This window comes from Chryseobacterium sp. KMC2 (genome assembly GCF_016756935.1).
Classification (GTDB): Bacteria; Bacteroidota; Bacteroidia; order Flavobacteriales; family Weeksellaceae; genus Chryseobacterium; species Chryseobacterium rhizosphaerae.
Genome location: NZ_JAESIT010000022.1, coordinates 20,027 through 40,959, shown reverse-complemented (window position 1 = coordinate 40,959; position 20,933 = coordinate 20,027). Strand labels below are relative to the sequence as shown.

Below are 20,933 nucleotides of genomic sequence, written 5' to 3'. Positions count from 1 at the left end.
AAGCAAAACAAAAAAAGATGAACACATAACAAAAAAAATAACAAAACACTGAAAATGAATGAATTAAATTTAAATTTTATATTTTCATACATGAAAATAATCTCCATAATCGCATATGAGTTTATAAAAAACAACTTCTAACTATAATGATATTGTATTATGGAAAACATTAAAGAGAAATTACAGGGGTTAGAATATTCATTTGCCAAAAAGCTCATATTTTTGCTCTTACTGAAACAGATTATCATTGTATTTTCTGATCTTTATTTTGTGGGTACCCGCTACTTATTTTATGATGTGGTTTTAATATTAACCGTTACGCCTTGCTATGTATTCACATTGGTTTCGGAAAATTATAATTTTCAAAAAGTGGGTAAGTTCGCAGTGGGCTATTTAATGCTTTTAAATATCATTTTCAGTATATTATACTACAAGGACTTTCCAAGTGTCATTTCGTATATTTTTATGTTCCCTATAGCCCTGACATTTTATTATAGCATCCGGAAGTCTATTTACATCTCAACACTTTTCTTTCTAACGATCCCTTTCAGCCTGTTATACAACTATTATTTTGTTGATAACGTGGACAAAAGTGATTCTTTGTACTATACCTTCTCAAATACGTACACAGTCGTCTGTGCATTTATCTTATTCTGTGTTTGCTTCTACTATCTTATACAGATTCAAAAACTAAAAGCCGTTTTAGTTTTTTTGGAAGAAAATTCTGTCACGATCGATCCGTTCCCCGGGCTGGAAAGGAAAGAAAAAATCAGGTTTGTTCAGGAAAGTTTTTTGGAAGATACAGACCTTCCTATTCCATTTTATGAAGATTTATTTTCAAAAATTGAAGAGCATATGAAATCTCAAAAACCGTGGAGAAACCCGGACTACAACCTGAAACAACTCGCTAAGGATGTAAATTCCAATACCCAATATGTTTCTTCAGCAATCAACAGCTGCTCCAGAAATAACTTCAAATCTTATTTGAATGACTTCAGACTGAATGCCTTTATCACCCTTATTAATAATAAAAATGAAGAATTTTCATTAGAAGATGCATACCTGACTATTGGTTTCTACAACAGATCAACTTTTAACAGGGTTTTTAAGTCTAAATTTCAAATGACCCCTCAAGAGTACCTCAGCAGTCAATCCAACTAATTGTATGGGGGTATTGCCTTTATAAAATCGGCAGCATTCCAGACATCTTACAACAAAAAAACTCCCCACATTACTGTGAGGAGTTTTTATTTATAATAAGCTAGCTGATTTAGTTCTGAACTGCTTTTTTCATCGCAGCATCCGGACGTAAAACTCTGTAACGTACTTCAAAATCTTTAGGAACATAGAATACAATTGGTAATTTACTGTTGTATCTCATTGTTTCCGGCTTAAGCGTTACAAACTTCTTGGTAAGCTTCTGCCCCGGACAAGCCATTAATGTCCCTCCGGTTTCTCCTTTGGATTCTACTTCATAATAGTTGTATCCCCATCCCTGAAGGTCGTGGTCTTTCATTTCTCCCATCATGAAGTACTTATTACAGTCCAACATTTTTTCAGCCCCTACAAAAACCTCAACTTTTAAGTCGCTTTCATTTTTTGCTACCGGCAACTGAATATATACTTGTTTATATCCTTCTTTAGCTTTTGGGAACATTTCAATCTGTAGTTTTTCAAACTTTTCAGCTTTCTTTTGTGCGAAAGCATTTACCCCAGCCATCAATATCAATCCTGTAATTAAAGTTTTTGAAAATTTCATTTTATTTGGTTTTAAAATTCTAATTACTTCCATATAGCCAAAAATTATTCCAAAATCTGAACAGCCGTTCCTTTTGTATGGGCATTCATCTGTGGAGCATAATAATTCTGCATGGTAGTAATCCCGTTAGAGAACTTTCCGGATGCATTAGCCACTACGTCATATTCAAAAACATACTTCCCTTTCGGCATGTACTGGATATAAAAATTGGTAGAGGCATCTTTTGCTGACTGGTAATAGCCCAGATTATTTTTCCACTGATATCCTGACAGAGCATCGATAGGCTCAAAGCCTGCAGCACGCATATCTTTAATATGAATAAATTCCATAGCTCTGTCCGTATTCAGAATCATTCTTACCGTCACCTTATCTCCTACTTTTAAAGGAGTTTCAGGTGAAATTTTCTGAAGCTCTTCTCCGTTTACTGTTTTTACTTTTTTATACAGCTCTTTGGTTACGGAAATATAGTTTTCTGAAGATTTAATTTTATCAAGATCTTCATAATACTGCCAGAATAATCCTCCCTGAACAATTCCAGGACCAGGTTTGGTAACCGTCACACTAGCCAGGTTTTTATCTATTGCATCTGTTTTTACCGTTGATTTCACGTAGCCTGTTGCCTGAGTTTGTGGAACCAGTTCTTTTCCACCCCAAACAATGGTTGCTTTATCGCTTTCTGCACCGGTCCATGATTTTCCTGAATTTAACAGGGTGAAGATCACTTCTGAAGTTCCCCTTGAACTTCCCCATGAATTCACTTCTTTTTGAGTCACCAGCCAGATCTTCATTTCTTCAATCAATTTCTGATCATTAGGTTTTAGCTTATTGAAAGCCTCCAATGCTCCTGCATGGTTCACTACTTTTGAACTGAACCAGCCCCAGTCGTTTAGGTTCTGTTTCCAGTATACCCCTTGTGTTTTTGTATCTGTAGAGGTTTCTTTAAGATAAGTCATTAATTTATCCGATACATCTTTCAAACCATAGTCATTCATCAATAATGCTGCACGGTGAAGTCCGAAGAATGTAAAGTCTGTAATTTTTGCTGTCTTTGCTTTCTGTTTTACCAGTGATTTCAATGCAGCTCCTTTACCTTTCAAAGGATATTGTTTTTCCCAGTAGTTTCGGGTATCAAGATAATCCAGAGCCCAGTTATTCCAGATATCTCCATTCTTCAGATCATAATACTTGCTGATCTCATTATCAACATACTGAATCAGGTTGGCCACCAGATCCTTCTGTTCTGAAGTTTGATAATCTTTCACATTATCTTTTACCCATGCATTGATTTTTCCTAAGTTTTTAAGAATGTATAATGAAGTTCCGTACGAACTTGGATATCCTGCGTACCATGAGAATCCACCATCAGGATTCTGTAGCTTTTTGAAGTCATCCCAGTCCTGGTTAATAGAGTTTTTCATGGTATTGGCATCAAACAATAATGCCAGCTTCTGCATCTGCTCCCCTTCATTTTTACTTTCCAATACCCAAGGTGTTTCTTCCAATAACAATTGTTTCAGCTCCTGATTTTTTTCAAGATTGGAGTTTAATAATCCTTTGTTCTGATATTCTTCAAAAATAGTTTTCATTTTCGGATTGGCCTTGAAGATTTCAGAAGCCACTACATCCGCAAACCACTTATTGAAGATTACATCTGCAGAGCTGTTTGAGTCATTTTTCAAACTAGGAAGAGCAAACATAATTTCCCAGATCGGATTGGTAGTCAGTTCCAATGTATTGGAAACATTAGACGCCGTTGCGGACGTATTATTTTTAAGGTTATCCAGTACAAATGTTTTTGTTTCGCCTTCTTTTACAAAAACCGGAACAGCATCTGTCACCAGCATTCTGTTTGGCAATATTGCGATGGCCTGCTGTTCTCCGTCAGAATACGCTCCTGCTTTTGCCACGACCTTCAAAATAACAGAAGATATATTATCCGGAACTTTTAATTTCCATGTCAATGCCCCGTTTCCGTTTTCAGCCAGATCAAAATTCTGTGTTCCTGATACCACTCCAAATTTTGAAGAGATATTTTCATTGGTAAACGCATCTAAAATCTGCAGCTCCGCGGAACCATTCAGTTTTTTATCCGTTAGGTTAGATAATTTTGACTGTAAATTCAACTCATCCCCTTCTCTTAAAAATCTAGGATAATTTGGAGTAACAGAAAATTCTTTCTGTGTGACTACTTCTTTTTCCAGGGTAGCAGTTCTGGCATCTTTGGTATGTGCTAGGAACATCAGTTTCCATTTCGTAAGGGCTTCCGGAGAGGTAAACTCAAAGTTTACATTTCCTTCGGCATCAGTTTTAAGATCAGGATAGAAAAATGCGGTTTCGTTCAGGTTCTGACGAACAGGAACTTTATCCAAGCTTTCTTCTTTAGTCAAGTCGGGTGGAGAAGCATCTACTTTCGGAGCTTTTACCGGTTCCGGAACCACATTTTGAATAACTTCTAATCGTTGTTCCGCACTTGCCTTTCTCATCACGGCACTATTTTTGGCACCGGCAGCTCTTGGTGGTGGCGGTGGTGAATAAGCGCCTCCCACAGCATCTGAAGCTTCCATTTCAACCATACTGTTATAATATGCTTCCTGATCAAACCAATTAAACTGTGGAACTTCCACATATTTTCCATTGAAATATCTCAGCCTATTCTGATAACTTTTCTGTTGCAGGTAGTTTCTGACATCATAAGACGTAAGAACGCTAAAAGGTACATACAGTTTATTCCAGCTAAAAGCATTAGCCGCAAACTGATCCAGAGACATATCATACATATTGGCTAAGACCTCAGCATTTACTTTCTCTTTATCATTTCCGGTTACTTTTACCGTCCATTTTTCTTTTGCATTAGGTTCCAGCTTATCTCTGAAAGTTACGGTTTCAATTTTTAAAGGCTGTTCGGAATCTTTTATTTTCAAAGCTACAGTCTGGGTATTTACATCATTGAATGCAACCACCTGGAACTGGATATTCAACTGTGAAACTCCTTTATCTTTTGGGATATCAGCAGTATACTCTAATACTCCTTTTCTAAGCTGGTGAGTTTCTGAAACTGTTTTTCCTGATCCATCCTGAACAAAGACATTGACCCATGCATCAGGAACTGCAGAATATACATATATCTTTACTTTCTCACCTCTTGATACTTCATCTTTCGGAGCTATAACGGTCAGAAATGTTTTTTGTACCGGCTTCAAGGAGGTTTTGTCCCAAACACTGAAATATTGAGAAGATTTTATAGTGTCTTTTCCTTCAATATTGAAGAGTTCCAACTGATAATCTCCTGCCTCAAGCTTTCCTAAATCTAACTGAGTTGAAAGCTGAGCATTATCAGTTGATGCAGACTGTTGTTTTTCAATCAGTACTTTTTCGGTTTTCCAGTTTTTAATTTCATCGTTTTTATTAAACAGATCATGGGGAAATTTGCTGATAAATTCTTCTTTTGAATATTTCGGAAGGTTCTGTATTTCAGCTTTAAAATTATCCCTGAAAATCCTGTCTGGTGTGCTAAGTTTAGCTAACTTAACCTGGTATGATTTTTTAAGATTCTGTTCGTTATAATTTTTTGTTTCTGCTTTCAGGCTTACATTTTCACCAGTGAATGTATTTTGAATATTATCCGCTTTAATGTAATGAGAAACTGAAGCTACTTTCAGCTGGGTATTGGCAGACTGCGTTTCCCCATTGATGTCTGTCACTGAAGCATTGATCTCGTAATTATCAATCTGTATGCCCTCCAGTTTTTCATCTTTTTTAAGATCCAAACGAATGACAAATTCTCCTTTTTCATTCGTTTTAGCCTCTCCAAGGATAGAATTTTCATTGGTATCATTCTGTGGGTACCATGAGAAATACCTCCATCTGATATTATGTTTTTTGATTTCGTAATGCACCGTGGTATTGCTTAAAGCAACTCCCGAAAACATCAGTGCTTTTCCTTTCAGGTCTATGATCTGTCCGTATTTGTACTCATCTTTTACAGGATCGAAGGTAACTTCAAACTTAGGTCTTTTATACTCTTCAACCCTGATATCTTTATATCCCTGGGTTTCGCCGTCTGTTCTCAGGTAAAAAGTACCGTTCAGTTTACCTTTTGGAAGAATAAAGCTTCCATGATAAGATCCAAATTCGTTGGTGGTAAAGTCTTGTGAGGAAACATCCTGGCTATTGGTATCCACCAGCGTTATTTTCTGTTTCAATCCTGAAAGTACGGATTCCACTTCTTTTTCCAGCTTCGTATTGACTACTTTGAAATATACCGTCTGACCGGGTCTGTATATCGCTCTGTCTGTAAAGATCTGCGCCGTAGTACGGGATTGTTTGTTTGGATTATAGTCTTCCACATTTCCTCTGTTTCCATATACCTGCATGATCTGGAAATCATTAGTCTTAGGCTGTTGGATCAGGAAGGTTCTGTAATATTCATTGCTTGCAGTAGAAGGAAATTTAAAAACCCCTTTTTCATTGGTTTTCCCCTCTACTTTATTTAATGTTTTATTCGCTATAAATTCATAAAACACAAGATTTTCATTAGCAGCAGGCTGTCCATTTCCACTATTCACCAATTTCAATTCGTTGGAAAGCGGATTTCGGTCTGTTTTATTCTGATAGATAATTTTGTTCCCGGACACCAGGAAGTAAAGATTCTGTTTAGCATCTATATTTTTTAAGTCTGCTCCAGCTACGGAATACTCCACGACATACACCCCTGATGGAAGAGGCTTAATCTCCAGTGAAGTTTTGTGAAGCTGATAATCTTTAGGATCCGGAAGCTGATATGTTTCTTTTCTTACCAGATTCTTTTTAACCTTCTCAAATGCATTGCCGTATGAGCTCTGAATATACTGAAGCAGTGAAGTGAAGTTATCTTTTACTTCATAAATGTTCAAAGAAAACTCATCTACATTTTTATACTCTGCCATAAAGTGAATAGGCAGGTTGTTTTGGGTCTGCTGCTCATATTTAATGTTCAGCAATGGGTTGACAATTTGATTTTCCTTATTCTTAATATTCTCCAGAAACGGAGATTTTGGATATTCGCTTTTAGCCTGTGCAGCAACGGCTATGGCTTCTTTCGATTTTTTCTTGGCGATCAGTTCACTCATGATATCTTCCATGATAATCACTTTATAATCTCCTTCTACATTGGATTTCATAAGTCCCTGAAGCTGTTCCAGTTTATCTTTGCATTGATTGAAATTACAGTTTTCAACCAATTTTTCTTTCATAAAGTATAACTTTGAGTTCCCTTCATTCTGTGCAATCAGTTCATCAAAGACTGCATTGATTGATATACGGTTTTCTGCAAGTTCATTCTTTGTGAATATATTGTTTTCAGACAGAAAAGAGATCTTCTTCAACGCATACCAATCAAATAACGTAGGAAAATAAGCTATATTTTTAACCCCTGAAAAAACCTCTTTGTACTTTATTAAAGAAATCTTTTTCATTTCTGCCTTCTGCTGATCAAGTTCCTGATAAGCTTTGGTTAAATAATTTTTAAAATCCAGCTTGCTCCAGGTCTCAATTTGTAAAAGATCCTGGGAATTGATATTGGTTCTTCCGTCTATTTTCCAGGAGTTTTGATTATAATAATCCAGAAAAAAACTATTCAGCAGAACTTTGTACACCAACTTCTCTTCACCCTTCAGTTTTTCCTCTGTTTTCTGAAGTTTTCCAAAGAATTTTGAAGCGGCATCATTCTGATCGTCATCTACCGTTTGGTTTACAATACTGAATTCTGCCTTTAAAGAACGGATCAGCTGGAGTGCATTATTTTCTTTCATTGCCTGGTTTTGTATGTCTAAAATAATGGGAAGATTAGATTTGTAAGCTCCCTTCTTGCTGTTTTCAACAATTTTTTTCCACTGGGCATCATAATATTTTTGCGCAAAAGCCGGTGAAAAGCACAGCATTAGAAGCAAAAGCATAAATATCTTGGAAAATCTTTTCATAAATATTAATTTTGATAAATGAACATTTTAAAAATACTGAAAAAAACCGTCATAGACAGTCAAATTTATGTCTCTTTAATGGGAACTCTTTTTGCAGTATTTTTCATGAAAGAGCAAAACACATTCCGTTTACCTACAATTCTGTTAATTTTCATCACGTATTTCAGTGGATATCTGTACACTAAGTATCAATATACTAAGCATTTTCTCAAAATACTGGTTTTAAATGCTGTAGCCGGGATAGTCTGTGCTTTTTTAATCATTCATAATCACAATGAAGTAAGACTTCTGAAATGGTTTATTATCGTCGTACTTGGATTGCTCTACAACAGCTTTTTTCTGGATGTATATATCCGGAAAATCCCGTTACTGAAAGTTTTTTATGTAGGATTAGTCTGGGCATTGGTCAACTGCTGGCTTACCCTTCCTGAATTTGATATTCCTATTTTTCTGATCAGTTTTTTCTTTATCACAGCATTGGTTCTTCCTTTCGATATCCGGGATATGAACAGTGACACGGTAAAAACATTTCCAATGCTGATAGGGGTCCAGAATACAAAATATATCGCTTACGCTCTGGTATTTATCAGCACCCTTCTCGGAATTTTTCATCTTAAGCCTCTATACGCCGCTGCATTTTTCTTATCCGGCATCTTTACTTATATCTTCATCTATTTCGCTGATAATAAAAGAGATGACGCTTATTTTTCATTTGGAGTGGAAACCTGTTCTGCACTTCCTTTTTTATTTTTACTAATAATGGAGTATTTTTGACGAATGATTATCAAGAAACTCTCTCTTTACAATTTCAAAAACCATTCAGAAAAGAAGTTTGAATTTTCTCCACAGATTAACTGTTTCGTTGGAAATAACGGTGCGGGAAAGACTAATATTCTGGATGCCCTGCACTATTTATCGGTAGGTAAAAGTTTTTTGGGAAACACCGACCTCAATAATATTAAAAGAGAAGAAGATTTTTTCACCATTGACGCTGAAGTACTGAATGAAGACAGCGAAGATATCATTAGAATCACCCAGCCTAAAGAATCTAAAAAGGTGATCAAAAAAAATGATAAAAGCTACGACAGAATGGCCGATCATATCGGGTATCTTCCGAGTGTAATGATCTCTCCTTATGACTCCAACCTTATCTCGGATTCAGGGGAAAGCAGACGGAAGTTTCTGGATTCTATGATCTCTCAAACGGATTCTGAATACCTTTTTGATCTGATCCAATATCAGAAAACCATCCAGCAAAGAAATGCATTGCTAAAATATTTTGCTAAAAACAGAGTATGGGACAAGGATTCACTCGAAATTTATGATGCCCCTATTACCCAGTTCGGAACCAAGATTTTTAAGAAAAGAAAAGAGTTTGTAGAACAGTTGAATCCTATTGTACAGAATTTCTATCAGATTATTTCAGGAGGAAAAGAAACTGTATCGGTGATCTATGAATCTCATTTATTAGAAAAGTCTTTTGAAGAACTGCTAAAAGAGAGTATCGAAAGAGACCGGATGCTTACCTACACTTCAAAAGGTATTCATAAAGATGATCTTCTTTTTGAAATGGACCATGTTTTAATCAAAAAAATTGGTTCCCAGGGTCAGCAGAAGTCTTTTCTGATTTCTTTAAAACTAGCGCAGATGAGTCTGGTAAAAGAGCTCACCCATAAAACACCGATCCTTCTTTTGGATGATATTTTTGATAAGCTTGATGACACCAGGGTTTCCCAGTTGATTGAACTTGTTAATAAGGAAAGCTTCGGACAGATCTTTATTACCGATACCCACAGGGAACGTACGGAAAGTGTAGTAAAGAAAATTAACGAGGAAAGTATAATTTTTGAAATATAGTGGGATGCGAGATGCGAGATATGGGGTGCGAGGGTGAATTGCAGGGTTAAAAAATGAGATATGAAACATTCGGTATATTTTTTTGTCTTAACTTATTAAGCAAATGACACAAATGATATGAGCTACAGGAATCTGGACATTTACAAAATTGCAATGGATTTATTTTTATTTCCTCAGAGTTTGAAAAATTAAGAAATGAATATAATATACTAGGTGGAAAAATTAATGTATATAAAAAATGGGGTCAAAGACAACTGGAATGAAAATAAATGAGGGAAACAACTTTAAACACGGCTATTAATCTAAACCAAAAAGCTCGAAACACGAAACCCGCATCCCGACTATGAAAAATAAGAAAAAACGTGAATATCAATCGTCTGAACTTGTAAAATCTTTTGCCAGAATCTATGGTTTTGAGGACAAACTGGTGGCCTTTGAAATCAAAGATTTTCTGGAAGATTATCTTGATGCCAGCCTCTTTAATGAAATCAGAAGTGTGAATATTGAAAAAGGATGCATCATTATTAAAATTGACTCTCCCTTATTGAAAAACGATTTTAAAATGCGTAAAAGCTTTTATCTGAAAAAATTTCAGGACAAATTCGGAACAGATAAATTGAATGACCTTCAGATCCTATAATTCTTTTTAAGAAGAGAAGATAAACTCATAAAAAAATGCTACCTGAGGTAGCATTTTTTTTATTATTTCTATATCCTGAAACAGTTTAGTGTTCTTCAGATTTATTAGAGATTGTATTACTCATGAGGTCATCTGCCTTTTTATCTAACCCTGAGCTTAATGGCAGGAAGAATTTCAGCGGATGTTTAGCGAAATACCTGAATATTTCTTTATAGATCTCACTGACCTGCCCGAAGTTCATTTTTCTTGACCTGAAAGCCAGGAACATCGATAAACTAAAACTCACCAGGAAGTTGAAGAATCCGATCAGGAATACGGTAAAGAAAGACATCCAGAAAGTATAAGAATCTACTGAAAAATCTTTCCCGTAAAGTCCTAACGCAAAGTTTCCGGCAGCAAAGGTAATGTGTCTGATATCAAGGTCCAGTCCGAAGAACATTCCTACCGGAGCGGTTGCCCCAAGGAATACACCAAACCAGAAATTGGAGACAATTCCGGGCCAGTTTTTAGCATAATATTTTGATAGTCCTTTCGCAAATTTCTTTCCAAAAAAACTTCTGATAGACAAATTCTTGGCAATTCTTTCGGGGATCTGATAAAATACAGAGTTGTTTCCTATATTCCCTGAGATGATTCCTGAAATAAAAAGATAGAAACCGGCAATACTTGCATGCAGAATTGCTTTCGATTTGAAAGGATCGAGGTCTTTTAACAGCTTATCAGATCTGTCAACAGCAAGATTTTGGGAGAAAAAGACATCCAACCCATAAATAATGGCAAGGGCAATTGGAAAAGCCAGCAGTACATTTCCTACGAAGGCAATGAACTGGCTTCTGAATAATTTTGATACCAGATGGGCAAATTCCGCATTGTGTCTTTTACTGTTTCCTTCTTCAGACAGTACTTTTGTCATGGTAGCCGCCGTCATTGCAGGCTGTTTGGTAGCCAACGTAAATCCCATCAGGTAAATCATTACAAACCCCATCGCGTAGTTCATAGAGTACAGGAAAGCATGCGAAAAGTCACTTCCCGGGATATACCCGTACAGCATTTTCAATACGCAAAGTGCTCCTACAATGATTCCACCACCACTCGCTTTATAGAACATAGTCATATATTCTTTACGGGTAGAGGTAATATAATGGGTTCCAGCTTCCGCTGTGTGGTTGGTAATAAGATGGGAAATCAGCCTGGTACTGTCGTTGATCAGGTCTGCTATATTATTTTTATGGGATTTATAGTTCAGGATATTAAAGATCAGCTGCTTGGATTTGATCATCACATCTTCGTCTGTGTCGATAACAAGCAATTGTACAATTTCATAAATCCTTTCCGTCTGCTGACGGATCTTCAGCAATGATTGATTGATCTTTCCTGAAATACCATATTTAGCCGAATTTTTAAAGGCTATGTTTACAAATTCCAGGCATTGTTCTGTATAGATCTTGATCTGTTTATAGCGGCTGTCCTTGGAATGCAGCTGTAAATCAGGATCTGTTGTAAGGTCTTCCGCTAACGCCTCAAGCTCATTCTGAAGGGCAAGAAACGGATTATCCAGATTCCTGTACTGTGGGGCCATTCTTACCACTTCCACTTCCATAGCCATCCCTGTAACCCTCCAGGAAAGGATATTCATAGAGAAAATAAGTTCCTTTTTAATGTTGGGTTTGATTATAAAATCAGAGGCACCTAACATTACCAAAAACTCATCCATCTCATTTTCAGGAAGGTTGTGCATGTATCTCAGATCAGTTTTAGGCCTCAGACTGACATTATCAATCATATACCACACCGTTTTTTCATTTTCTACGGGAGGTAAAACCTTATTCAGGATCCTTTTTTTAAGCTCCGGAAAGAAAGCGTTTTCAGAAAGAATATTGGCTTCCGTCAGGGACAAATTGAAAGGCCTGCCTTTAAAAATATTGTGTATATAATTTTTAAAATTTTCAGCAAAATGCGGATTGCTTCTGAGAAAGTTGAGCACATCAGTAAAGTCCGCCTTTTTAATACTCTCTAAAAACTCTGCAAACGGTTCTAAAGAAAGGGTTTCATTCTTAAAAGAAAAGTATTTTTTAAGAACTGACTCAAAATTTGTGCTGGAATTAAAGAATTTCATTAGTACAAAGATACTGATACTATTTCAAACTCACATTCCTCATCTGTCTCATGATCCAATTATGTTTCTTTCTTAAATAAGGGGACGGGTTTTTAGGATCATATTTTTTGGGATTTGGCAATACCGCAGCAATCCAGGCTGCATCTGAAGCGCTTAAATCTTTGGATGGTTTTCCAAAATAATACTGAGCGGCAGCTTCTACCCCAAATACTCCCTGTCCCATTTCAATAGAGTTCAGGTATCTTTCAAGGATAATATCTTTGCTCCATACTTTTTCAATGATAAAAGTATACACGGCTTCCAATCCTTTTCTCACCCAGCTTCTGCCCTGCCAAAGAAAAACATTTTTTGCCGTCTGCTGGGAAATGGTGCTCCCTCCTCTTATTTTTTTGCCCTGTTCATTATGCTTCATTGCTTTTTCAATCGCTGTATAATCGAATCCGTTATGATCAAAAAATTTCTGATCTTCGGAAGCTATTACGGCTTTTTTCACATTATTTCCCATTTCATCATAGGAAATATAATCTCTGTGTAACTTTCCGTACTCAAAAATCCCTCCTATCTGGGTAATGGTAATAGGCGGATTGAAAAATCTGCCCCAAATGATAAAAACTACATTCAGAACAAGAACGATGAAAATCAGCTGTTTAATTTTTTTCCACATAAGTTATCGTAAAAGGAAGTGCAAAAATAAGCAAATAGTCTGAGTTAGTGCAACTCTTTCATATAGGTTAGCTGATAATCCGGCAGAAGTTCAGGATGGAAGATTTTAATGCAATCTTTAAGGATAAGATCTGCTCTTACTACTCCACTTTCAAAGAAATCATTGGCTTTCTGTTTTTCCTTTCCGGCAATGGTATATACTTTTCCTTTATTGAATACATCCAGTTTTCCATAGAAAGCATTCATTTTCAGCATTTCTTTTTTGGAAGCATGGCTTCCGGCATTCACCCAGTACTGTACGCCGTCTGTTTTTGCATATACTTCCTCAAAGCTCATCGTTAAAGCCTTTTCATCCTTATTATCTTTTAAGATATAGGAAGCATTGGCATCAGCAATATAATGGGCAACAGAAGTATTCCCCCCGGGAAGGTACCAAACATTGCCATACATTTCATTGGCTAGGACCACAGGTTTTTCTTTTGCCTTTAATGCCAGCTGTTTCAGCTCATTATAGTTTTTTTCAACTTCCTGGTATTTGGCTTCCGCTTCTTTTTCTTTTCCTAGAAATTCTCCGAAAAGTTTTATATAGGCTGTTTTTTCCAGGGGCTGCTGTTCCATATATTCATCCAGAAATATCACCTGAATTCCATTACTTTTCAGCAGTTCATAGGTATTATCGAAACTTGCAATATGATTGGTAAAAATAGCATCCGGTTTCATGGAAATAATCTTCTCCACATCATATTTCTGCTCGCTTCCCACATTTTGGATCTTTCCTTCTTTAAGCAGGTTCAGAATCTTTTCCGAATAAATATACTCCGGGCTCGACACTCCAATGATTAAATTTTCTGCTCCAAGTGCTGAAATATAGCCCGCCATACTTGCATTCAGCAGGATTATTTTCTTAAAAGGAGTTTGATTTTTATTAAAATTATAGGTGAAATTTCCCGATTTCAGCTCCAGAGCCCCATCATGTTCCTTAAATTGGGTACGACTGGAGATAGAAGTCCAATCTGAGGACGAAATTTTTGGTTCTCTTTTACAGGCAATTAGCGAAAAAACCGTGAATAGGAGTAAAATTCTTTGTTTCATCTTTCAAAGAAAAGAAAAAAGTGCTATATTTGCAAACCCTTAAACAACAAGGTAACAACGGCCTCGTGGCGCAACTGAATAGCGCATCTGATTACGGCTCAGAAGGTTACAGGTTTGAATCCTGTCGAGGTCACAAACGACAATATGCGCAAATTTAAGACAATTTGCGCATATTTATTTATACATACCTCATATTCAATTAGTTAACTTTGATCAAATTAAGACTTTCATTACAAAAACACTATTTCAAAAATATCTTAATTGATTCCACACAAAAACGAAATGTGATTGAAAATCAACAAATTATATTTAAATTAATAAAAGTTTAAAAATTTTATCTGCGATGACCTAACAGGATTCGAACACCAAAAATTCACAAAAAAACCACATATTTTTCGCTAAATAGTTTTCAATTGTTGTTCAAATGCAAACAAGGAAATTTCCTTTAGAAAATGATTTATCTTCTCATCATTACCTAAAGCTTCTCCCAATCTTGCCCCAGATTTTTCTAATTTTATTCCAAATATTATTTTTATAAATTCCGGTAACATAAACATATTCAAAGTATTTTCATCAATAATTACTTTCTCAAAAAAAATAATCTTGCCAATCTTTGTTTAGTTAAACTATTCTTGATTTTTGAGATGTATTGTGTCTATTTAAAGATAAAGAAGGCGAATGTAATTATTCATCCGCCTTCGAAATATAAGTCTAGAAAATAATATTTAAAAAATCTGACTAATTAAGCTTTTCCAAATAAAGCTTTTTTAAGTGCTAATGCACCCTGTTCGGAAGAAAACTTTATTGCTTCTATATGATCCAGCGGGTTTAATAATCCATAATCATGGATAAATCCGTTATAAGTCTGAATAGTTGTTGGTACACCTGCTTCATCGAGCTTTCTGGCATATGCTAATCCTTCGTCAAAAAGTATATCATTCTCCGCCAATTGTACTAATGCTGGTGGCAATCCTTTTAACTGCTCTAAAGAAGCGTTGAAAGGTGTTGCATAATACTCTTTTCTTGTTTCGAGATCGGGTAAATAGTTATCCCACATCCATTTCATCAATGGGGCAGTCAGGAATCTTCCTTCGCCATATTTTTGCCAAGATTCACGTGTAAAATCAGCGTCCGCTACAGGCCACAATAATAATTGAAATTTTATCTCCGGGCCACCTTTATCCTTAGCCATATGACAAAGTACCGCCGTCATATTCCCACCTACGCTATTTCCGGCAGCAGCCATATTTTTACCGTCTACTCCGATTTCAGCGCCATTTTCTGACACCCATTTTGTGGCAGCATAGATCTGATTGATCGCTACAGGGTATTGAGCTTCCGGAGATGGTGTATAGTCAGTAAAAACAGCAGCAGCTCCGCTATTCACAACCAAATCTCTAACCAGTCTTCTATGAGTAGGATAATCACCCAATATCCAACCTCCACCATGCGTAAACATAAATACCGGAAGGTTTTCCGAAGTTGAGTTTGCAGGTTTAACAATATGAATATTTACCGTAATACCATCCTGTGTAATTTCTCTTTCTGTCTCAATGATCCCTGAGTAATCCACCTCTACAGATTTTTGGGCATCCACTAACACCTGTCTTGCCTGCTGGGGTGTCAAGGTTTCCAAGGGACTCCCCCCACTGTTATTCAATGCATTTAGAAATTCTCTGATCCCCGAAAGGATTTGCGGATCGTTTTCCGCTTTAATGTTTGATGCCATAATTAAAATTTTAATGATTAATTATAAATTTATTTGGCTTATACAAGCCTGAAAGTATATTATTTATCAAGTTCTTTAGCAACAACTTGTGCCATTTCTTTTGAACTGAAGGGGTTTTGTCCTGTAATCAGGTTCCCATCCACTATAACATTGGACGTCATGGGAATACATGCTTTTTTCAGATCTGCACCACGTTCAACAATTGAAGCTTCAAGATTAAAAGGAACCTCCCTTTTTCTTCTGGCGATGGTCTCCTCGAACCAATCAAACCCAGTCATTGATTTTCCCGTAATCAGATAAGTTCCGTCTGAAAGCTTTACATTAATCAATCCTCCCACTCCGTGGCAAATAGCAGCAACCATTTTTCCACTTTCGTACTGCTTTCTGATTATATTTTGTATAATAATATCATCGGGGAAATCATACATGGTCGCATGACCACCTGCGAGATATACACAATCAAAATCTTCATTTTGAACTTCCAGCAAATTCCTTGATTGATTGAGGTCGTTCATAAAAGCAGTGTTTTCGTAATATGATCTTGAAATCTTGTCCAATACAAGAGGTTTTAAGCTCTCGGGGTCAATGGGAACGTGTCCTCCTTTAGGACTTGCTATAGTGACCACCCATCCTTTTTCTTTTGCTGTGTGGTAGATATGGGTAAGCTCACTCAACCATAGACCGGTTTCTAAACCACTTTTATAATGTCCGGTATTGGTTACAACCAGAAGGATTTTTTTCATTTTATATTTTTTTTCTGTCATTTAAAGTTACTGATAAATGAATGGACATCAGTAACCAAATCATGGAAGATTGTAACCGAATCTCTGCTAGAAAAAAATGATGGATGTAGAACCGCATTCCTTAGTTATCTCTTTATATATATTTCGTTAAACGGAACCCTACAGCGTTCACCCCAAATTCCTTCATTCCCTTTTCTTATTCCACAGGAGACGACCATATTAACTTCTGCTCCGCTAGGTAGGCCCAATACTTTTTTTAATACCTTGCTATCAAAACCTTCCAATGGACAGGTATCATATCCTTCATTTGCCATGGCAATCATAAAAGTCTGAGCTGCCAACGCACAGGATTTATGAACCACCACTCGCATATCATTCTCAGACACCTCTCTTGTAATGGTTCTGAACACCCCTATAGTTCCTGTCAATAATTTTCTAAAACTTCCCAATAAGCCAAAGAAACGTCCATATAATAAGGGCATGATCTTCCCATAATATAATTCTCTGTCCTTGATCCGTTTTTCCTGCCGCTCAACAGGACTATTGCGTCTGATGTTTCCTTTTTCAAAATTCAGTACAAATTTTGCCCTTTTGCGAAACAGATCACGCCTTGTGACAAAAACCACGATCTGCGCTGCTGTTGAAGTGGCAGTCTGATCCAGACAAGCTCTGGAAACCTTAGATAACAGATCAGTATCTGTGATGTGATGAAACTCCCAAAGCTGCATATTGGAACTACTTGGAGCTAAAGCTGCCAATTGAAGGCATGCTCTGATTTTTTCATCCTCTAGAGCTTTTCCCCGATCATAGACACGTACAGATCGTCTAAAGTCCATTACTTCTGATAAATTCATATCAATTATAGTTTTTACAATATGATCAAAATATCCTGACAAGAAATTAAAGTTTCTTGTCTCTAAACTGCTCCTTCTTAATTTGTGCTATTCCTTCTCTATAGGTAGTGACCTGAAATTCAGGAAAACGTTTTTTGAATTTTGTATCATCAAAAAGATTATCATACGAATATCTCGGAAGCAATTCCAATAGTTCTTTAACCTTAGGATTGAACCACGAACCTATCTTGAAAAGAAACTTTGGAACTACGTTATGTTTAAGCTTCTTGCCATAGATCCCGGATGCTATTTCTATAAACTCTTTATATGTCGGATGACTTTTGTCAACCGGCAGGTGCCATGTCTGACCGTAAGCATCAGGGGTATTTCCAATTAGCGCTGTGGCACGGCTTGCATCCGGTGTCCAGATCAGGCTTCGTTTTTTACTGTCACTTAGAGGAACTTTTAAGGTTTTCCCTTCTTTTATGTTATTAAATACTAAGGTGTTGGTAATACTCTGAGTTTTACCTGGACCATAAAACTCAGGTGCCCTACAGATTACCGCTTCTAGTGCTCCTGACTCAATTTCTTTCAACACCATATCTGCCATCTTTCTTCTTACCTTTGCTTTTCTTCCAAGCGGACTAAAAGGAGTATTTTCAGTAAGGTTCCTATCATCCTGTGGATACATATAAGTATTATCAAAGAATACCAGTTTAGTTCCATTGATTTTACAGGCATCAATCACATTTCTGAGAATCAATGGAAACTGTTGCTCCCATAAATCTGAACTGATCGGCAATCCAAGTGTAAAATACGCAATTTCACTCCCTTTTACAGCTTCAATGGCCTTCTCTTTTATGGATAGATCAGCTGAAAAAACCTCATCGGTATCATTCACTTTGGTAGCTTCACGACTCACGATCCTGATTTCAGAGGTAAAATTTCTTTTTAACTCTTTTGCCAGTTCCTCACCAATCTGTCCGTTGGCACCTAATATTGTTTGCATTTTTTTCTCTTTTAAATTTATAGTACAAAATTCGGCCATATCAGCCACAAAAAAGTATCCCAATCCATGGAGGTTGTAACATAATCTCTGTTACATCACCTTTTTTATCCAGTGCATTTTTTTATCGGTATAGGGCGGATATTTCAGATCGGGCTCGCCCCAGGTAGCTTTGTCTATAACTGATTTTTGGTGAGAAAATGCAAGGAAACCGTATTCGCCGTGATAACTTCCGATTCCCGAATTCCCAATGCCGCCAAAAGGGAGATAATGGTTGGTAATATGCATCAAAGTATCGTTGATGACACCACCGCCGAAAGAAACCAGATGGAGAAGTCTTGTTTTTTCTTCTTCATTTTTTGTAAACAGATAGGCTGCTAAAGGTTTTTCTCCTTCAATGATCTTCTGCAAAATCTCATCATAATCGGTATAGCCAATGACCGGAAAAACAGGCCCAAAAATCTCCTCCTGCATTACGGCATCGTCCCAAGTGATATTATCCAAAACCGTAGGTTCGATATATAGAGTTTCTTCATTGGTTTTGCCACCATAGAAAATTTTGTCTTTATCGATAAGCGAAGAAACACGTTCGAAATTCCTTTTATTGATGATGCTGGTGAAATGCTCCGCACCATCTGAATAATTGAATTCCTCCAGCTTTTCTTTTATCAGCTGCAATAATTTCGGCTTCACCGATTCTTCTACCAGAAGATAATCGGGAGCAATGCAGGTCTGTCCACCATTTATAAACTTGCCCCAAACCAAACGCTTTGCAGCGACTTCCAAATCTGCCGTTTTAGTAACGATAGCTGGAGATTTACCGCCTAATTCAAGGACAACCGGAATAAGATTTTTTGCAGCGGCCTCATATACTATTTTTCCCACTTTCGGGCTTCCGGTAAAGAAAATTTTATCCCAGCGGAGTTTCAGAAGTTCGGTTGTTTCAGGAATCCCACCTGCCACCACATACAGATAATTGGATGGAAAATTATGATTAATTAACTCCTCTAGCAGATTCATTGTATTTTCCGGTAGCTCGCTGGGTTTCAGTACGCAGGTATTTCCCGCCGCGATAGCGGTAACCATGGGCAACAACGTGAGCTGTAAAGGATAATTCCATGCACCGATGACCAACGTTACGCCCAATGCATCGTAATAAATATGACTGTTCCCGGGCTGCAAATTCAATGGTGTTTTTACTTTTTTAGGTTTACTGAGCTTATCCAGATTTTTAAGAAAAAAATCGATTTCATTATAAATAAGATTCAGTTCCGTTAAAAATGTATCGAATCTTCCTTTTCGAAAATCTTTATAAATCGCATCGTACATACGATTTTCATTTTTTTTCAGAATGGTTTTCAGCTTTTTCAATGTTTCCTTACGAAAGGTTATATCTTTTGTATGATGTGTATTGAAAAATGCTTTTTGTAATTGAAATATTTTATCAAAATCCATTGCTTTAAATTTTAAGGTTGATTGAATTATTTTTTATCTTCCTGTACCAGTTCAGGCGTATATAATGCTGCCTGAAACTCCGGCTGGTAATCGTACTTAACCAGTTTATTTAAACCTAATGATCTGATAAAAGTTGACAAAGGACCATCAGAAAGATTTAATTGAATATCTTCAGCACTTTTGCTGCTCGCTTTCTTTATGGCACGAACATCAGTATAACCATGTGTTAGCTGACCTTGTTTATTCAGATTGATGAAATTAGAACGCGTAATTTCCGGTGTTGATGCAGAAACATCCAGTTTTTTCCCTGCCATCGAAAAGTCAAAATTCCCTTTTTCATCGTAATAATTAAACGTCAAACTATTACCCTCGTTCGTGTAATTGATAGGAATCAGCCATTTGGGCAAATTGTAACCGTAAACACCTCTCACTCTTGCCAACTCCGTATCTACCGGAAGTTTCAACACGTATCCCCACAGGTTCTTATCATTCAGCTCACCCATCAGCGAAATCAGTCCCCAATTGCTTCTACCCGGTTGTGTGGTTACAATAGAGATGGACAATTCGTTATAAAAATCGTTATCGCAGTAATGGTAAGCGTAAGATGTAATAGCTATCAATCCCTTGCCGGGCGTATAGGAAATTGGTTTTACCAGACCTTTAACCTTTTCCGGAATCAATTCCTTTATTTTTGACATATCCGCCGTGTAAATAGCTGTAATGCTGCTGTTACTGTAATAGAAGTTAGGCGAATAGGTTGTAAAGCCTACTTCTTTTTTTTGTTTTTGAATGGTTTTGAACCAGCTCAGATCAATATCAGGTCTTTCCTCTGCAACGATATCCATAGGCGAATTTGAATGAAATCTGTCAAACAAACCGCCTTTCAGTACAGGCATCTTCTGCCCCGCCAGTTCAATGAGTGTATCCTTATCAGTAGGATTATTGGTTTTTGGTTGTACACTTTCCTTATTTGAAGCTGTATTAACGACAGCTTTACTTAGGAAAAAGCCAGGGGCAAAGAGTAGGATTATAGCGATAATTACTGCGATTGCCAGAATTTTTAATTTTTTCATTTTAAATCGT

16 protein-coding genes and 1 tRNA gene are annotated in these 20,933 nt (G+C 36.7%); 5 read left to right on the top strand and 12 right to left on the bottom strand.

Features of this window, described 5'->3' with window-relative positions; all coding sequences use genetic code 11:
• Nucleotides 1-159: 159 nt before the first annotated feature.
• Nucleotides 160-1,161 carry a helix-turn-helix domain-containing protein gene (locus JML65_RS20150; RefSeq protein ID WP_202271859.1) on the top strand — a complete coding sequence of 334 codons (1,002 nt, stop codon included), beginning with the start codon at nucleotides 160-162 and terminating at the stop codon, nucleotides 1,159-1,161.
• A 109-nt stretch (nucleotides 1,162-1,270) separates the two neighbouring features.
• Here the strand turns inward: JML65_RS20150 and eco are convergent, their stop codons facing one another.
• Together eco and JML65_RS20140 are read right to left on the bottom strand one after the other, a co-directional pair.
• Nucleotides 1,271-1,759 carry a serine protease inhibitor ecotin gene (gene eco / locus JML65_RS20145; RefSeq protein ID WP_202271857.1) on the bottom strand — a complete coding sequence of 163 codons (489 nt, stop codon included), beginning with the start codon at nucleotides 1,757-1,759 and terminating at the stop codon, nucleotides 1,271-1,273.
• A 44-nt stretch (nucleotides 1,760-1,803) separates the two neighbouring features.
• Nucleotides 1,804-7,716 (bottom strand): alpha-2-macroglobulin family protein, encoded by a 5,913-nt coding sequence (locus tag JML65_RS20140; RefSeq protein ID WP_202271855.1) that lies wholly within the window; start codon nucleotides 7,714-7,716, stop codon nucleotides 1,804-1,806.
• A gap of 18 nt (nucleotides 7,717-7,734) precedes the next feature.
• Here JML65_RS20140 and JML65_RS20135 point away from each other — a divergent pair, with 18 nt between their 5' ends.
• The 3 genes from JML65_RS20135 to JML65_RS20125 all read left to right on the top strand — a co-directional run bounded on the left by JML65_RS20135 (nucleotide 7,735) and on the right by JML65_RS20125 (nucleotide 10,213).
• Entirely contained in the window at nucleotides 7,735-8,490 is a 756-nt protein-coding gene (locus JML65_RS20135) for a hypothetical protein (RefSeq protein WP_202271853.1), read from the top strand.
• A gap of 3 nt (nucleotides 8,491-8,493) precedes the next feature.
• Complete coding sequence (recF, locus tag JML65_RS20130) at nucleotides 8,494-9,573, top strand: DNA replication/repair protein RecF (RefSeq protein WP_047486237.1); 1,080 nt, start codon at nucleotides 8,494-8,496, stop codon at nucleotides 9,571-9,573.
• Nucleotides 9,574-9,916: 343 nt separating this feature from the next.
• Nucleotides 9,917-10,213 (top strand): hypothetical protein, encoded by a 297-nt coding sequence (locus JML65_RS20125; RefSeq protein WP_047486238.1) that lies wholly within the window; start codon nucleotides 9,917-9,919, stop codon nucleotides 10,211-10,213.
• Nucleotides 10,214-10,298: 85 nt separating this feature from the next.
• Here JML65_RS20125 and JML65_RS20120 read toward each other — a convergent pair whose 3' ends face one another.
• Genes JML65_RS20120 through JML65_RS20110 form a run of 3 tightly spaced genes read right to left on the bottom strand, consistent with a single transcriptional unit; the run spans nucleotide 10,299 to nucleotide 14,084 of the window.
• A complete protein-coding gene (locus JML65_RS20120) occupies nucleotides 10,299-12,329 on the bottom strand; it encodes a recombinase (RefSeq protein WP_047486239.1) in 2,031 nt (676 codons plus the stop codon).
• Between the two features lie 19 nt (nucleotides 12,330-12,348).
• On the bottom strand, nucleotides 12,349-12,993 hold the full coding sequence (mtgA, locus tag JML65_RS20115; protein WP_047486241.1) for a monofunctional biosynthetic peptidoglycan transglycosylase: 645 nt from the start codon (nucleotides 12,991-12,993) through the stop codon (nucleotides 12,349-12,351).
• A 44-nt stretch (nucleotides 12,994-13,037) separates the two neighbouring features.
• Nucleotides 13,038-14,084: an ABC transporter substrate-binding protein gene (locus JML65_RS20110; protein ID WP_084087462.1), complete on the bottom strand. Its 1,047-nt coding sequence runs from the start codon at nucleotides 14,082-14,084 to the stop codon at nucleotides 13,038-13,040.
• 59 nt (nucleotides 14,085-14,143) lie between these two features.
• Here JML65_RS20110 and JML65_RS20105 point away from each other — a divergent pair.
• Nucleotides 14,144-14,217 (top strand) — tRNA-Arg (locus JML65_RS20105).
• A gap of 265 nt (nucleotides 14,218-14,482) precedes the next feature.
• Here JML65_RS20105 and JML65_RS20100 read toward each other — a convergent pair.
• From JML65_RS20100 to JML65_RS20070, 7 genes are all read right to left on the bottom strand, one after another.
• Nucleotides 14,483-14,635 (bottom strand): hypothetical protein, encoded by a 153-nt coding sequence (locus JML65_RS20100; protein WP_237390948.1) that lies wholly within the window; start codon nucleotides 14,633-14,635, stop codon nucleotides 14,483-14,485.
• A gap of 191 nt (nucleotides 14,636-14,826) precedes the next feature.
• Nucleotides 14,827-15,813, bottom strand: coding sequence for an alpha/beta hydrolase (locus tag JML65_RS20095; protein WP_045180179.1), 987 nt, complete (start codon nucleotides 15,811-15,813; stop codon nucleotides 14,827-14,829).
• Between the two features lie 59 nt (nucleotides 15,814-15,872).
• Nucleotides 15,873-16,556 (bottom strand): type 1 glutamine amidotransferase domain-containing protein, encoded by a 684-nt coding sequence (locus JML65_RS20090; RefSeq protein ID WP_089737326.1) that lies wholly within the window; start codon nucleotides 16,554-16,556, stop codon nucleotides 15,873-15,875.
• 125 nt (nucleotides 16,557-16,681) lie between these two features.
• A complete protein-coding gene (locus JML65_RS20085; protein WP_202271849.1) occupies nucleotides 16,682-17,410 on the bottom strand; it encodes a nitroreductase family protein in 729 nt (242 codons plus the stop codon).
• Between the two features lie 46 nt (nucleotides 17,411-17,456).
• Nucleotides 17,457-18,398, bottom strand: coding sequence for an NAD-dependent epimerase/dehydratase family protein (locus JML65_RS20080; protein WP_045180182.1), 942 nt, complete (start codon nucleotides 18,396-18,398; stop codon nucleotides 17,457-17,459).
• A 90-nt stretch (nucleotides 18,399-18,488) separates the two neighbouring features.
• A complete protein-coding gene (locus tag JML65_RS20075) occupies nucleotides 18,489-19,877 on the bottom strand; it encodes an aldehyde dehydrogenase family protein (protein ID WP_317194092.1) in 1,389 nt (462 codons plus the stop codon).
• Nucleotides 19,877-20,923, bottom strand: a complete 1,047-nt coding sequence (locus tag JML65_RS20070) for an acetoacetate decarboxylase (ADC) (RefSeq protein WP_202271847.1) — start codon at nucleotides 20,921-20,923, stop codon at nucleotides 19,877-19,879. The genes JML65_RS20075 and JML65_RS20070 overlap by 1 nt, the downstream gene beginning before the upstream one ends.
• Between the last annotated feature and the right edge of the window lie 10 nt (nucleotides 20,924-20,933).